Annotated in this window: 12 protein-coding genes; 4 read left to right on the top strand and 8 right to left on the bottom strand. The window is 60.8% G+C overall.

Annotated elements, in window-relative coordinates; translation table 11 throughout:
- From ABF757_RS11490 to ABF757_RS11475, 4 genes are all read left to right on the top strand, one after another.
- Positions 1-253: hypothetical protein (locus ABF757_RS11490; RefSeq protein WP_415482461.1), on the top strand; the 253-nt coding region annotated here is incomplete at its 5' end.
- Positions 254-267: 14 nt separating this feature from the next.
- Positions 268-1,752, top strand: coding sequence for an amino acid permease (locus ABF757_RS11485; RefSeq protein ID WP_415482459.1), 1,485 nt, complete (start codon positions 268-270; stop codon positions 1,750-1,752).
- A gap of 113 nt (positions 1,753-1,865) precedes the next feature.
- A complete protein-coding gene (hemB, locus tag ABF757_RS11480) occupies positions 1,866-2,870 on the top strand; it encodes a porphobilinogen synthase (RefSeq protein ID WP_415482458.1) in 1,005 nt (334 codons plus the stop codon).
- A 67-nt stretch (positions 2,871-2,937) separates the two neighbouring features.
- A complete protein-coding gene (locus tag ABF757_RS11475; RefSeq protein ID WP_025860302.1) occupies positions 2,938-3,711 on the top strand; it encodes an arginyltransferase in 774 nt (257 codons plus the stop codon).
- A gap of 3 nt (positions 3,712-3,714) precedes the next feature.
- Here ABF757_RS11475 and parC read toward each other — a convergent pair whose 3' ends face one another.
- The 8 genes from parC to dnaE form a co-directional block, all read right to left on the bottom strand.
- On the bottom strand, positions 3,715-5,922 hold the full coding sequence (gene parC / locus ABF757_RS11470; RefSeq protein ID WP_415482457.1) for a DNA topoisomerase IV subunit A: 2,208 nt from the start codon (positions 5,920-5,922) through the stop codon (positions 3,715-3,717).
- 248 nt (positions 5,923-6,170) lie between these two features.
- Positions 6,171-6,938, bottom strand: a complete 768-nt coding sequence (gene recO / locus ABF757_RS11465) for a DNA repair protein RecO (protein ID WP_415482455.1) — start codon at positions 6,936-6,938, stop codon at positions 6,171-6,173.
- Positions 6,939-6,957: 19 nt separating this feature from the next.
- A complete protein-coding gene (gene tsf / locus ABF757_RS11460) occupies positions 6,958-7,863 on the bottom strand; it encodes a translation elongation factor Ts (protein ID WP_415482454.1) in 906 nt (301 codons plus the stop codon).
- Between the two features lie 133 nt (positions 7,864-7,996).
- Entirely contained in the window at positions 7,997-8,779 is a 783-nt protein-coding gene (gene rpsB / locus ABF757_RS11455) for a 30S ribosomal protein S2 (protein ID WP_415482453.1), read from the bottom strand.
- 156 nt (positions 8,780-8,935) lie between these two features.
- Complete coding sequence (locus tag ABF757_RS11450; protein ID WP_415482452.1) at positions 8,936-10,057, bottom strand: Rieske 2Fe-2S domain-containing protein; 1,122 nt, start codon at positions 10,055-10,057, stop codon at positions 8,936-8,938.
- Positions 10,058-10,281: 224 nt separating this feature from the next.
- Positions 10,282-11,103, bottom strand: a complete 822-nt coding sequence (locus tag ABF757_RS11445) for an aminotransferase class IV (RefSeq protein WP_025860298.1) — start codon at positions 11,101-11,103, stop codon at positions 10,282-10,284.
- Entirely contained in the window at positions 11,100-12,473 is a 1,374-nt protein-coding gene (locus ABF757_RS11440; protein WP_415482450.1) for an anthranilate synthase component I family protein, read from the bottom strand. The genes ABF757_RS11445 and ABF757_RS11440 overlap by 4 nt, the downstream gene beginning before the upstream one ends.
- A gap of 3 nt (positions 12,474-12,476) precedes the next feature.
- Positions 12,477-15,896 carry a DNA polymerase III subunit alpha gene (gene dnaE, locus ABF757_RS11435; RefSeq protein WP_415482449.1) on the bottom strand — a complete coding sequence of 1,140 codons (3,420 nt, stop codon included), beginning with the start codon at positions 15,894-15,896 and terminating at the stop codon, positions 12,477-12,479.
- Positions 15,897-15,996: the final 100 nt, after the last annotated feature.

Below are 15,996 nucleotides of genomic sequence, written 5' to 3'. Positions count from 1 at the left end.
TTATCGCTTCAAAAATCGCAACATCCGTCGTCTCAAGGTCAGCGTTGAAAAAACGATCCAGATCGGTGTGGCTCATGCGGGTGTTTCCTCAAAGTCGAAAGTCTCTGGCCGTCCAGCGCCACACGGGCAGACAACCGGGGGAGAGCGCCACTTTTCATTACGCATGGAACACATCTTGCCTGATGCGTCCGCGCGCTGTCTTATAGCAGCAACACTGTGGAACGGTTTCTTACAGCTTTCCGCGTTCGCCTGACAGGAGAAAAATACATGCAGCAGCCTCCGGCGCCCGGAATGCTCTCATCCGTTGCCCGCCGCCTACCACTGGCAAACCTTGAAACCACGCAGGGATTAAAGCGCGTGCTGGGGCCGGGCAATCTGGTGGCGCTGGGTGTGGGGGCTACCATCGGGGCGGGGCTTTTCTCCCTGACCGGCATTGCCGCCTCTGAAAACGCAGGCCCGGCTGTTGTTCTGTCCTTTATTGTGGCTGCTATCGCCTGCGGATTCGCAGGGCTGTGCTACAGCGAATTGTCCAGCATGATCCCGATTGCGGGCAGCGCCTACACCTATGCCTATGTTACGCTGGGTGAGTTGATGGCATGGATTATCGGCTGGGATCTGGTGCTGGAATATGCCGTGGGGGCTGCCACCGTTGCGGTAAGCTGGTCACGCTATGTCGTTTCTCTGCTCGACTCATGGGGGATAGTCCTGCCCGCCCGGCTAACCGCCTCCCCATTCGAGACCCTCCATATGGCCGATGGTTCCATCACACACGGAATTGCCAACCTGCCGGCAGCAGCCGCTATCTGCGCGGTATCGTGGGTGCTGATCCGGGGCATTTCGCAATCCGCTATGGTCAACGCCGTCATTGTCACCATCAAACTGCTGGTGATTGCGGCTTTCATCGGCTTCGGGCTGTCCTATATCAACCCGGAGAATTACCACCCCTATCTTCCGCCCAATGACGGCACCTTCGGGCATTTCGGGCTTTCGGGCGTTATGCGGGCGGCAGGCACGATCTTTTTTGCCTATGTCGGGTTTGATGCGGTTTCCACCACCGCACAGGAAACCCGCAACCCTGCACGCAACATGCCTATAGGCATTCTGGGCAGCCTGCTTGTATGCACGCTGGTCTATGTCGCCTTCGCCACGGTCATGACCGGGCTGGTGAATTACCGCGATATGGTGGGCGATGCCGCCCCCGTGGCCACCGCCATCAACCGCACCCCGTATCACTGGCTGCAAACAGCGGTAAAAATCGGCATTATCTGCGGGTTTACCTCGGTGCTGCTGGGCATGCTGCTGGGCCAGAGCCGGGTTTTCTTTGCCATGTCGCGCGATGGGCTGCTGCCGCGCCTGTTCAGCATCACCCACCCGCGCTACCAGACACCATGGCTTTCGAACCTCTTCTTCATGGGGCTGACATGCCTGCTCAGCGCTTTCCTGCCCATTTCCGAACTGGGGCACATGACCTCCATCGGCACGCTTCTGGCTTTTGTGCTGGTTTGTGCCGGGGTCATAGCGCTGCGCCGCATCTCTCCTGATACGCCGCGCCCGTTCAAAGTGCCGGGGGGCGATATCATTCCCGTGCTCGGCATTCTGAGCTGCGGTTCCGTCATGGTGTTTCTTGACCGGATGACCTGGCTGCGTCTGATAGTATGGCTGGCCATTGGTATGATCATTTATGTAACCTATGGCCGTAAGCATAGCAGGCTTGCCCAGCCCAAAGAGGGCAATACACCCCCACAGGGCTGAGCGCATGGGTTGCATATACCCCATGGGGGCGCATAGTTTGGGCATTCATTAACGCTGTTCAAGCCCCGCGCGGCATGCCGCGCGGGACGGCATGCCTTGCAGGAGATACCGCCATGATGGCTGGTCGCTTTCCCATGACCCGCCCCCGCCGCAACCGTGTTGACGCGGCCACGCGCAAGCTGGTGGCTGAAAACACGCTGAGCGTCAGCAACCTCATCTGGCCGATTTTCTTTACGGAAGGCAGCAACACCATTACCGAGGTGGCCTCCATGCCCGGCGCGCTGCGCGTCACGCTGGACCAGCTTGCAGCCCATGTCGAACCCGCCGCCAAGCTGGGCATTCCCGCTCTGGCACTATTCCCCGTCACGCCTTCTTCCGTGCGGGATGAACTGGGCACCGAGGCCACCAACCCCGACAACCTGATGTGCCGCGCCGCCCGCCTGCTCAAGCGCGAATTTCCCGACATGGCGCTGATTGGCGATGTCGCACTCGACCCCTATACCAGCCACGGTCATGACGGCCTGATCGAAAATGGCTACGTGACGAACGATGCCTCCGTGCGGGTTCTGGTGCAGCAGTCGGTCAATCAGGCCGCGGCCGGGGTTGATATCATTGCCCCCTCCGACATGATGGACGGGCGTATTGGCGCAATCCGCGAGGCGCTGGACGCACAGGACATGATCAATACCCGCATCATGTCCTACGCGGCCAAATATGCCAGTGCCTTTTACGGCCCCTTCCGCGATGCGCTGGGCTCGGGCAGCATGCTCAAGGGCGACAAAAAAACCTACCAGATGGACCCCGCCAACTCCGATGAGGCCCTGCGCGAAGTCGCTCTGGACCTTGAGGAAGGGGCGGACATGGTCATGGTCAAGCCCGGCATGCCGTATCTGGATATCATCCGTCGTGTGCGTGATACCTTCAGCGTGCCGACATTCGCCTATCAGGTGTCGGGCGAATACGCGATGCTGATGGCCGCCATCAACAATGGCTGGCTGGACCGCGAACGCGCCATCATGGAAAGCCTGCTGGCCTTCCGCCGCGCGGGCGCCAATGGCGTGCTGACCTACTTCGCCATCGAGGCGGCGCAGACCCTGCGCCAGACCTACGGGCAGTAAGCCCCTTGGGCAGGCGCGCACAGGGGGGAACAGCCGGTACGATAACCGGCAAGATGGCGGGGGGCACATGACCCCTCGCCTCCCTCTGCCGCGCCTGTTTTTTGCCTCTACCCCGCAGCCCTGCCCCTATCTGCCGGACCGGATGGAGCGTAAGGTGCTGGCCGACCTGTCGGTGCCGGAAGCCGACAAACTGCACAGCCATTTGTCACGCGCGGGGTTCAGGCGCAGCCACACGCTGGCCTATGCCCCGCTCTGCGCGGGATGTTCGGCCTGTATCCCTATCCGCCTGCCGGTAGCCGATTTTCAGCCTGACAGGACGCAGCGCCGGGTCTGGCGGCGCAATGCCGATCTGGAAGCGACACTGTGCCCCCCAGCCGCCACGACGGAACAATATGCGCTGTTCCGCCTGTATTTGGATCATCGCCATGCGGATGGCGACATGGCAGGCATGAACGAGCAGGATTACGCCATCATGCTGGAAGACACGCCGGTAGATACCCGCGTGATCGAATTCCGCGATACGGCGGGCACACTGCTGGCTGTCAGCCTGATAGACGTGCTGGAAGATGGACTTTCGGCTGTTTACAGCTTTTACAGACCCGACATGCCGCACCGCTCACTGGGGTGCCATGTCATTCTGTTTCTGGCCCGCCAGACAATCCTGCTGGGCAAGCCTTACCTGTATCTGGGGTACTGGGTGCCGGGTAGCCCAAAAATGGCCTATAAAAGCCGCTACCGCCCGGCGGAAATCCTGCGGGGCGGCCATTGGCGGCCCCTGAATACGGATGAACCCATAGCAACCGGGCGGGAGGATCTGTTTCCAGATGCCCCCCTGTTCTAAACGCTAGGCTTTACGCAGTGCCCAAGGCGGAGCCTGTTTGCCAACCGCCGCCCGCTTACCCTGCCATTCCCGCAGATCGTCCTCACTCCTCGGCCGGGCATTGCCCGGCCAGATCAGCCCCTGCGCGCTATCAAAGACCATGGCCTGCCGCAAACCACCCTCGGCGTATTTCTGCAACGCCACACCCAGACCGCGCGCCATGACAGGCAGTTCCGCCAGCGGGAAGATCAAAAAGCGCCGGTTATCGCCCAGCACCGCCACCTGATTGCCCTGAGCAGCAACGCATACGCGCGCCACCTCTCCGGTTTTGAGGTTGAGCACCTGCCGGCCAGAGCGCTTTTCCGCCACCAGCGCATCATCTTCCACTATCATGCCGCGCCCTGCACTGGATGCCACAAGCCTACGTCCGCCTTCTTCAAGCACGAATACGGCTACTAGTTCCTCGTCATTCGACAGATCCATCAGCAAACGCACAGGCTGGCCATCACCCCGCCCGCGCGGCAGGTCTCCTGCACGCAGGGTAAAGGCGCGCCCATCGGTTGCGAAAAAGCACACCCGATCCGTGCTCTGGCAAGGCAACGCCAGCCTGAGAGCATCACCCTCCTTGAACTTCTGACTTTCCAGATCGCTCACATGCCCCTTGAGCGCCCGCACCCAACCTTTTTGCGACAGGATCATGGTCAGCGGTTCACGCTCCACCGCCTCCACCACGGACACATCCACCGCCTTGGGCGCGCTGGCAATGGTGCTGCGCCGCTTGCCAATTGGGCCTTTGGCCAGTTGCACGGCCATGCCGTCCAGTTCGGTCGCAATACGCTCCCAGCGCAGGCTCTGGTCTCCCAGCAGCCCCAGCAGGCTACGCTTTTCGGTGGAAAGCGCATCATGCTCGCGCTTTATATCCATTTCCTCAAGCCGACGCAGGCTACGCAGGCGCATGTTCAGCACCGATTCCGCCTGCAGGTCTGTCAGGCTGAAAACCTGCATCAGGCTGGCCTTTGCATCGTCCTCCTCACGGATGATGCGGATTACCTCATCAAGATTGAGGTAAACGACCAGAAAACCGGCCAGAATTTCCAGCCTGCGCTCCACCGCCGCAAGCCGGTGGCGGCTCCGGCGCTCCAGCACCTCGTGCCGGTGGTCCAGCCATGCGCGCAGCACAGCTTTCAGCCCCATGACGGCAGGCGCGCGATCTGGCCCCAGCACGTTCATATTCAGGGCAAAGCGGCTTTCCAGCAGCTTGGCCCTGAACAGGGTTTCCATCAGCACCTCGGGCTCAATCCCGCGTGACTTGGGCTCCAGCACCAGACGGATTTCATCCGTGCTTTCGTCACGCACATCACCCAGCAGGGGCAGTTTTTTCTGCTCCATGGCTTCGGCAATCTGCTCTATTAGGCGCGATTTCTGCACCTGATAGGGAATTTCCGTCACCACGATCTGCCACGTGCCAAAGCGCCCCTGCTCGACATGCCAGCGCGCCCGGATAAGAAAACCACCCCGGCCTGTCTCGTAAGCCTGTGCGATGGCGCGCGCATCTTCCATAATCAGGCCGCCGGTCGGGAAATCCGGCCCTGCGATATGGGTCAGAAGCTCCGCCGTTTCGGCCTCGGGCCTGCGCGCCAGCACAGCGGCGGCCTTGCACACCTCGGCAGCATTATGCGGCGGAATGCTCGTGGCCATACCCACCGCAATACCGGCCGCCCCGTTGGCAAGGATATTGGGAAAAGCCGCGGGCAGGACAACTGGTTCCTGCTCCTCGCCATCATAGGTCGGGCGGAAATCCACCGCGTCATCTTCAATACCGTCCAGCAGGGCCACAGCCACATCGGTCAGGCGGGCTTCGGTATAACGCATGGCGGCCGCGTTATCGCCATCAATGGAGCCGAAATTGCCCTGCCCTTCCACCAGCGGGTAGCGGGCTGCAAAATCCTGCGCCAGACGCACCAGTGCCTCGTAAACCGAGGCATCGCCATGGGGGTGGAACTTACCGATAACATCGCCCACCACGCGCGCGCATTTCTTGAACCCGGAGGCCGGGTCGAGCTTGAGCTGGTGCATGGCGTAAACCAGCCGACGGTGAACAGGCTTGAGCCCATCACGCACATCAGGCAGCGAGCGCGACATGATGGTGGACATCGCATAGGCCAGATAACGCTGGCTCAGCGCATCCGCCAGCTTTGTCTCTTCTATGTGACCTGCGACTGTCTCGTTCATTTCATGCTCCGCACACACGCCATTCCATCAATCGGGCGTTCCGACCTGCCTGCCAGACATATAGACCCTGCTTGCGTTGTGCCAGTCTTGTCATGATCGTATCACGCCAGAAGCGCGCATCACCTCATGCAAACGCGTCCTTTACCTGACCAGAAACACGGTCTGCCACGCCACGAGCTGCCCGCTCTTTGGCAGAGCACTGCCTGACACATCTTCCACCTGACATGCTCCCACCTGCACGCGCAGTGTCAGCCTGCCTCGTCACTCTGTGCCAGTCTTTGCGCAAGACGCGTGCGGGCTGCAGGCAGGGGGTGATGCCGCTGGCCGAAAGCGTGCCGCTCCAGAAAATATCCCGTTAACGCAAGACCCTGTTGCCAGTCCTTTATATCCCCTTCGGCCTGCGCATCGCGTAGGAAGGCGGGTAACGGCAGCAGGCGGTCTTTCCACGCCCCGGCCCCTTCCTCGCTCACTGCGCGGCCACTGCGCGGCGAGACATAGGCCAGATTATCCACACAACCCGTTACGGCGCAGGCCTGCAGGTCCAGCCCAAACCCGAGTGTGCGCAGCAGCTCGGCCTCCCACAGAATATAGTGGGGCATGCCCTCGCGTTCCGCCACCGCCGCGTCATACCCCAGAAACGACAAAAGCCGCACGCTGGCGGCAAATAACGGCAGGCAGGGTTCGCGCTCCGGCAGGGTCGTTTCCAGCAGCGTGCAGGCTGACTGCACCATGGCCAGCGCCAACGGTGCTGAAAACAGCCGCCCCGCGCAGCCATAAAGCAGTTCGCCCGAAAACGTGGGCAGTCCCGTGTCACCCCGCTGGCGGATTGTGGTGCGCACCACATTACCGGGCTGCCACAGCGCACGCCCGGCCCGGCTGGCACCCCCATGCACCATACCGCGCACCAGCCCTTCGGCCTCGGTCAGCACATGCACGCGGGCTGCCGTCTCGCCCATGAGGGTGGCAGAAACAACAAGGGCGGGGGCCTCCGCCGGAGACACCCCGCCCTTGTTCATGGCCACAGAAGCCTTACGCTCAGGCGCCGGCAACCTTGGCGACTTCAGCAGCGAAGTCGTCAGCAACCTTTTCAATGCCTTCGCCAAGCTGGAAGCGGTCGAAGCCAACCAGCTTCACGCCAGCCTTCTTCACCACGTCCTTCACGCGGGTTTCGCCGTCATGCACCCACACCTGCTCCAGCAGCACCACTTCTTCGTAGAACTTGCGGATACGGCCTTCGACCATCTTTTCGATGATGGCTTCGGGCTTGCCGGAAGCACGGGACTGCTCGATCAGCACGGCGCGTTCACGCGCAACGGCATCCTGATCCAGATTGTCGACATCCAGCGAGGAAGGACGGGTAGCAGCAACATGCATGCCGATCTGACGACCCAGCACTTCAATCGCATCGGAGGTGCTCGGTGCTTCGATAGCAGCCAGAACGCCAATCTTGCCCAGACCCGGACGCAGCGCGCCGTGGACATAAGTTGCCACCACGCCAGACGGCACGGTGAAAACGCGGGCGCGACGCAGGGACATGTTCTCGCCGATGGTGGCGATCAGGTGCGTCAGTTCCTCGGCAACGGTGCGACCGCTGGCCAGCGTTGCTGCCTTGATCGCTTCGAGGTCTTCACCAACCTTGAGGGCAACCTTGGCCACTTCCTCAACAAAGGTCTGGAAGGCTTCGTTACGCGCCACGAAGTCGGTTTCGGCGTTAACTTCAACCATGGCAGCGGAAAGGTCGTTGGAGGCCACAGCAACCAGACCTTCAGCCGCGACACGGCCGGACTTCTTGGCAGCGGCGGCAAGGCCCTTCTTACGCAGCCAGTCGACAGCGGCTTCGATGTCGCCAGCAGCTTCGTTCAGCGCCTTTTTGCAATCCATCATGCCCGCGCCGGTTTTCTCGCGCAGATCCTTGACCAGTGCTGCGGTAATTTCCGCCATGTTCCGTACTCCTTATAAGCCCTTGGCGCGCCCTTGCTCAGGGCGCGCCAAGGTATTTTTCCACCCGCTTAAAGCGGGCCGTGACAAATGAAAACAGCCCGGCCTAAACCGGGCTGCCTTCCTTGAAGACGTATCAGCCAGCCGCCGGGGCGTCGGCTGCGGCTTCTTCCAGAGCCGGTTCTTCAACCAGATCTTCAGCCGCACCCAGGTCAGCGCCGGAAGCGCCCAGCTCAGCCGAAATGCCGTCCAGAACGGAAGCAGACACCAGATCACAGTACAGGCCGATAGCGCGGATGGCGTCATCGTTACCCGGAACCGGGAAGGTCACGCCACGCGGATCGGAGTTGCTGTCCAGAACGGCCACAACCGGGATACCCAGCTTGTTGGCTTCTTCAATGGCCAGCTTTTCCTTGTTGGTGTCGATCACGAACAGGACGTCCGGCAGGCCGCCCATTTCCTTGATACCACCGAGCGAACGCTCCAGCTTGTCGCGCTGGCGGGTCAGATCAAGAACTTCCTTCTTGGTCAGACCGGAGGTGTTGCCTTCGAGGGTTTCTTCGATCTGGCGCAGGCGCTTGATGGAACCCTGAATGGTCTTCCAGTTGGTGAGCATGCCGCCCAGCCAGCGATGGTTGACGTAATACTGGCCGCAACGACGGGCTGCTTCGGCAATCGGGTCCTGCGCTGCACGCTTGGTGCCAACGAACAGAACGCGGCCACCACCGGCCACAACATCGCGAATCGCTTTGAGCGCGCGGTCGAGCAGGCCAACGGTCTGCTGAAGGTCGATGATGTGAACCTGGTTGCGCACACCGAACAGGAACGGCGCCATGCGCGGGTTCCAGCGGCGGGTGTGGTGACCAAAGTGAACACCAGCTTCAAGGAGCTGGCGCAGAGTGAAATCGGGCATCGCCATTGGCGTTATCCTACTTATCTGGTTGTACCTCCGCGGAGCGCTACCGGGCTGTTAAAGACCGGCACCAGTGAGGCATGGCCCCGCGTGCGTTGTCCCGGCCATGGCCGGGCGGCGCCTGTATGGCGGTTTTTGGCCATGCAGGCAAGGATAAAAAGCTCAGACCGCAGCCGCAGGCACCTTGTCGGGCAAGGGCTGGGCATAGCGGTTGGGCACACCATGGGCAGCCAGCAGGGTGCGCAGGTTCCGCACCACGGGAAAGACCTCGATATTGTGGTCTCCCCCCAGTTCACGCCATGCGGCCTGCTCCATCTCCACGATTTCGCGGTCTTCTTCAAAAATACGGTGCGTGAACAGGCCGAGGGCGGGCCATGCGATATCGAGCAGAAATGCCCATTTGGGTTTCTTGACCGACAAGAGGCCGAAAGCCTGCGTAACCTGCTGGGTTTCGCCCAGCGGCACATAACACACCCACAGATCCATGATCAGATCGCCATCCTTATCGTGGATCTGCAATGTCTGGTACGGATAGGTGGTGCGGATGGAGACCACTTCCTCCACCGGCTGTTCACGCCCTTCAAGATCATGATGCCGCCCGAAAATCAGGGCTTCGGCCAGTGGCTGATTACCTGCCGTGCGGGCAAAGCTGTACCGCGCCTCCATAAAATTCTCGCCCTTGTCCTGCCCCAAAAAGCGGGCGGTAATGGAGCCCATCTGGCGGCGGTGCAGGAACTGATGGTTCATATCCATCAGGTTTTCATGCATGAAAGTGTAGTGGCATTTCAGCCGTGGGTTGAACTGGCGGGTCTTATATTCTGGGTTACCCACCTGTGCGATATCGGGCACCGGGACGCTGTCGGCCAGTGCCGGGTCTCCGGGGAAGATGAAAATCAGCCCGCTTTTTTCGCGGCACGGAAAAGTCCGGACAGGGCGGCCCACATCCTCACGGTTAAGATAAGGAACGGTGACACAATGCCCTTGCTGGTTGAACGCCCAGCCATGATAGCAGCACTTCACGCAGCCTTTTTCATCCACTACGCCCTTGCTCAGCGGCACCTGACGGTGGGCACAGCGATCTTCCAGCGCATAGACGGGGCCATATTCAGGGCGAATCAGCGCAATAGGCTGACCAGCATAGCGCGCGGCAAAAGCCTTGCCGGGCCGCACCTTGCGTGACCACGCAATCGGATACCAGAAATTGGGGTCGCAATCGATCTGCCGCAGGTCATACCGGGCAGCATTCGCGCCACTGTCCTGCCGTGCTGTTGTTTCCGCCTGCATGATATCCCCCTCATGTTGCACTGCTTTGGTGCCACGGCATTACAGGTATGATCGATCCATGCGTGGCGTATGCCGCCCGACCCTGCGGCGGCTGGCACGATTCCGCCTAATGTACCGTCATGCAAGCGTCGTCCCTGCATGCCTGACCACCTCTGCACTCCTTACGGCACTCGGCCAAGCCTGCCGGCCAGTATCCAGTGCGGCCTGAGGCGAGCAAATCTGCATCAGCTCCATGCGTCCGGCACGGTATCGAAACAGGTCGCCAGAGTCTCTGTCAACGCCAGATCGGTTGCCAGTGCCTGCCCATCCAGCACCGTGACTTCCCGCAAGGAAAGGGTGTTGACCAGCCAGACCCCACGCGCCCACAAAATCTGCTCATTCTCGAGCGTGGCCTCACGCACGAGGCCACGCGCCAGCAGCACCCCGCGCGCAACCCCCGGCAAAGCGCCCTCGCTTACGGGCGGGGTTGTCAGTTCGCCATCTTCCGAGGCGACAATAATCGTGCTGATGGTACTTTCCGCCACGCGGCCCTGCATGTTCAGCAACAACGCCTCCTCCGCGCTGGCGCGGGCGGCTTCCTGCCGGGCCAGAATACCGGGCAGGTAGTTCAGGCTCTTGATCCGCGAAAGGGGCGAGGTTTCATCCCGCCGAATAAGCTTGCTGGTTATGGCGCGCACGGTTGTGCGGGCAAACGCGCCGGGGCTGGCTGTCAGCGCCAGTGTAGGGCGGCCATTCACAGGCGGCTGCAACCCACGCGGGCCTTCGCCCCGGCTCAGGGTCAGGCGTATACTGCCTTCCTCAAGATCGGTCGCATCGAGCAGTTCACACAAAGCCTGACGCACGGCGGCGGTGTCAGGCACTGGCAGGCCCAGAACCCGCCCACCTTCGACCAGCCGGGCCATATGGGCATACAAATTCATGACCCAACCTGCGCGCACGCGCATGGTCTCGAACAGGCCATCACCCAGTGTAAAGCCACGATCCATGGGGCTGATCCGCGCGGCATCAAGTGCCACCAGTTCCCCGTTCAGCCACATCAGGCTCATACGCCCTCCGCAAACGCAGCAAACGGAGCCAGTTTTAGACGCATTTCCTCATATTCCTTCTGTGGGTCGGACAGAATGGTAATACCGCCGCCAACGCCAATCCTCATGACCCGTCCCGCACACTCAAAGCTGCGGATAATGACCGCACTATCCATGCTGCCATCCACCCCGATACGAAAAACTGTTCCACAATAGGCCCCACGGGCGGAAGCCTCCAGCGCGTCAATAATTTCCAGCGCCCTGTGTTTGGGCGCACCCGTTACCGAACCCGGCGGCAGGGTCGCACCCAGCAGGTCGAACGCATCACGTTCAGGCAGCAGGGTGCCACGCACTTCTGATACCAGATGATGCACATGGGCAAAGCGTTCAACCTTTAAGAAATCCTTAACCCTCATGCTCCCTATGCGCGCAACACGCCCTATGTCATGGCGCATCAGATCGACGATCATGAGGTTTTCGGCACATTCCTTTTCATCCGCCGCCAACAGGCCAGCCAGCACCTCATCTTGCGCGGCATCCACCCCACGCGGGGCCGTGCCTTTAATCGGGCGCGAGGTAACACCGCCCTGAGCGCTGACGCTCAGAAACCGCTCCGGTGAACAGGAAAGCAGCGAAAACCCTGCCCCGCATGACAGATACGCCCCAAAAGGGGCCGGAGCCTGCACGCGCAGGCGGCGGTACAGATCAACCCCGGCGACACCTTCAGGCAGCCGGGCCGTATATCGCCCGGTGATGTTAACCTGAAAAATATCCCCCGCGGCAATCAGGTCACGGGCCCGCGCAACAGCCTGACAATACGCGGCCTCAGACTGGTCAGGCTCAAGCCTCAAGGCCGGGCAGACCGGAGCCGGAGCCACCTGTTCCGGCAGGGCATGCCATGCTGCGACACAGCCCGCCTCCATATCAGACACTGACGAAAAACCACTGACATAGCAGCGTTTTTCCTGCCTATCCCACACATAGGCATGATCATACAAGGCAACGGCCATATCCGGCACGCCAGCCTGTGCTAGGTGGATACTGGGCACAGCTTCGAGTGCCAGCCCAAACCCATAGCCCGCAAACCCCACCAGCCCACCGCAGAACGGCACACCAGAATCCGCCAGTTCCATCGCCTGAGAGGGCGGACATAGTTCGCGCAACAGAGCCAGAACCTGACGGGGAGACAGCGCGCCCAGATCACGCCCGTCCATAGTCACGTGCCCGGCACTAACACTCAGCACATGCCGTGGCGCGTGGCAGAAAAAATGCCACCGGCTGCGTTCTTCCAACACGCCGCCGCTATCGAGAAACGCACACCACGGCGCATGCCCCCACGCAGCCAGAACGGCATCCGGCTCGCGCCAGGGCAGTTCACGCAACCAAACCATGAATCAGAGCTGCTCCACCTTGGAAATACCGGGCACGGTGCGCAGTTTCTGGGCCAGAACGGGCGTAACCTTGTAGCCGCCTTTCAGCCTGACCTCGACATCACGGCTTTCCGCCACACCGGGCATGAGCACAATACGCCCGGCTCCCCCTTTCTGCTCATCTAGCAGGGCCTGCAAAGGTGGCAGAGCGTGCACCCCCTCAAGCCAGACGCGCATCCGCCCCTCTTCCTGTGCTGCGGCCTGCTCCAGATCGATAATATCCTGTGCCGTCAGACGCAGGGCCTCGCCCTCGAGCTTGACTTCTGCTGTCACCAGAACAGCCGCGCCTGCAACCAGATTTTCGCGCACACGGGTTAGCACTTCGGAAAACACCGTTACTTCGCATCCGCCAGAGGCATCGGACAGGCGCACCCATGCCATCTTGTTACCCGTGCGGGTTGGCCGCTCCTTGCGGTCCACCACACACCCCGCGATCCGTACCCGCCCCATGCCAGCTTCCGCCGCAGACAGAAGGTGCGACATGCGCGTAACCCCCAGCCGCCGCAAAACCGCGCCATAGGAATCCAGCGGATGTGCCGTCATGTGAAAACCCACGGCCTCGGCTTCCATCGCCAGCCGCTCGAACTCGGGCCAATCTGGCCGGTCTTCCACCCGCAGGGGTTCTTTCTGCCCGCCCCCACCAAACAGGCCGATCTGCCCCGAAGCCGCCTCCTGTGCCTGCGCATGCGCGCGGCGCAACAGAGTGTCCGCCGCACCATGCACCCGCGCGCGATTAGGATCGATACTGGAAAATGCTCCGGCTTTTGCAAGGTTTTCCACCTGCATACGGTTGATATTGCGCGGGTCTATGCGTGTGGCAAAATCCACCAGATCGGTAAAAGGCTGGGTGCCGCGCGTGGCCACGAGAGATTCCATGGCCCCAAAACCAACTTTCTTGATCGCGGCCAGCGCGTAGCGGATGGCATAGGTTCCATCTGGCTGCTGCTCCACGGAAAAATCGGCTTCGGAATAATTAATGTCTGGCGGAAGCACGGCAATACCCATGCGTTCGGCTTCCTGCCGCAAGGCTGCAAGTTTTTCGGTTTTTTCCCGCGCCAGCGACATGCACGCAGCCAGAAACGCCACAGGATGATTAGCCTTCATCCACGCTGTCTGGTAGGACACCAGCGCGTACGCGGCTGCATGCGATTTATTAAAGCCGTAGTCAGCAAATTTTGCCATGAGGTCGAACACCTCAACGGCCTTATCCTTGGGTATTCCGCGATTAATGGCACCGGAGGTGAAAATCTCGCGCTGCTGGTCCATTTCCGCACGGATTTTCTTACCCATGGCGCGACGCAGCAAGTCAGCGCCACCCAGACTGTAGCCCGCCATTTTCTGGGCGATCTGCATGACCTGTTCCTGATAGACCATGATGCCGTAGGTCTCTTCAAGAATCTCGCGAATTTCCTCGTGCGGGGGCTCCCACGCCTCGCCATGCTTGCGCCGGCAATAATCGGGAATATTCGCCATCGGGCCGGGGCGATACAGCGCCACGGCGGCAATCAGGTCTTCCAACCGTGTGGGGCGCATCTGCTTGAGCACGTCACGCATGCCCGCGCCTTCGAACTGGAACACGCCCGCGGCATCGCCCCGGCCCAGCATGTCGTATGTTGCGGCATCATCCAGCGGGATACGGCCAAGCTCCACGCTCTGCCCCATACGGGCAATGAAATCGACCCCACGCCGTAGAATGGTGAGGGTTGTCAGGCCCAGAAAGTCGAACTTGACCAGCCCTGCCTGTTCAACAAACTTCATATTATACTGGGTTACCAGCATATCGCTCTTGGGGTCTCGGTAGAGCGGTACCAGTTCCACCAGCGGGCGATCACCAATCACCACACCTGCGGCATGGGTGCTGGCATGGCGGAAAAGCCCTTCAAGCTGCTGGGCAATTTCCAAAAGTCTGCGCAGGGCCTCGTCGCTATCGCGCATTTCCTGCAATTTGGGTTCCCCCGCGATAGCTTCTTTCAGCGTCACGGGTTTTGCAGGATTATTGGGTATAAGCTCGGCCACACGGTTGACCATACCGTAAGGCAGACCCAGCACACGCCCCACGTCACGCACGGCTGCGCGGGCCTGCAACTTACCGAACGTGATGATCTGCGCTACACGATCGGCCCCGTATTCACCCCGCACATAGGCTATGACCTCATCGCGCCGGTCCTGACAGAAATCGATATCGAAGTCAGGCATGGAAACACGTTCGGGGTTCAGAAACCGTTCGAACAGCAAGTTGAAGGGAATGGGGTCGATATCAGTAATGGTCAGCGCCCATGCGGCCAGCGAACCAGCCCCCGACCCACGCCCCGGCCCCACCGGAATGTCATTCGCCTTCGCCCACTGGATAAAGTCCGCAACGATCATGAAGTAACCGGGGAAACCCATTTTCGAGATGATATCCAGCTCGAATGTCAGGCGGGCCTGATAACGGGCCTTGGTTTCCTCATCCAGCGCCATATCGGTAAAGCGCTGCTCCAGCCCTTCATGCGCCATGGCGCGCAGGGTCTGGTCTTCGGTCGCGCCTTCACGCACTTTGGGGCAAATTGGCAGGAGTGGACTACGGGTTTCCACTTTAATGGCGCAGCGCCGGGCAATTTCCAGCGTGTTGTCGCAGGCCTCGGGCAGATCCGCGAACAGGGCGCGCATCATCTCGGGGGGTTTGAACCAGTGTTCTGACGTTACGCGAAAGCGCTCCTGCTCCGCCATGGTGCGCCCCTGCGCGATGCAGAGCAGCGCATCATGCGCCTCGTATAGATCTGGTGCCGGGAAGAAACATTCATTGGTAGCCACCAGCGGCAGACCAAAACGGTTTGCCAGCCCCAGCACACCGGGCTCCACCGCTTTTTCAACAGCGAGCCCATGGCGGTGCAATTCCACGACCAGCCTGTCGCCAAAGACCCCGGTCAATCGCTCCAGCCATCGTTCGGCCTCCTCTTTCTGCCCTTCCGCCAGCATCTGGAACAGGGGGCCGCGCGTGCCACCTGTCAGCAGAATTAACCCTTCGGATTTTTCACACAGGGTATCCAGCCCCACAACGGGGTCTGCCGGATCACTATGCTGAAAACCGTACGATGACAGAAACTGGAGATTAGCCAGCCCCGCCTCATTCTGCGCAAGCAGGACAATGGGCTCAGCCGGCGCACCCGGCTTGTCATTACGCGCGGGCAGGCCGATCTGGCAGCCAATAATGGGCTGCACTCCGGCCTTGGCGCAGTATTGCGAAAATTCCAGCGCGCCAAAAAGATTGCCTGAATCCGTCATGCCCACGGCGGGCATCCGCATTTCCTGCGCTTTGGCCGCGATATCGGGAACACGAATGGCCCCTTGGCTCAAGGAGTAAGCGGAATGAACCCGAAGATGAACAAAATCTGCATGCGCCATGCCCCTGCATAGCATAACCCGGCGGCATTTTCCCACCCGTCTGACAAGCGCACCCGGCCTATCCGCACCGCAGCACGCAGCCCCAAGGGCAGCCCAATCC

Origin of the sequence: Acetobacter papayae, assembly GCF_047721125.1 — a bacterium.
In the GTDB taxonomy this organism is placed as follows: domain Bacteria; phylum Pseudomonadota; class Alphaproteobacteria; order Acetobacterales; family Acetobacteraceae; genus Acetobacter; species Acetobacter papayae.
Note: the sequence above shows the minus strand (reverse complement) of the source record. Positions and strands in the feature narration are given on the sequence as shown.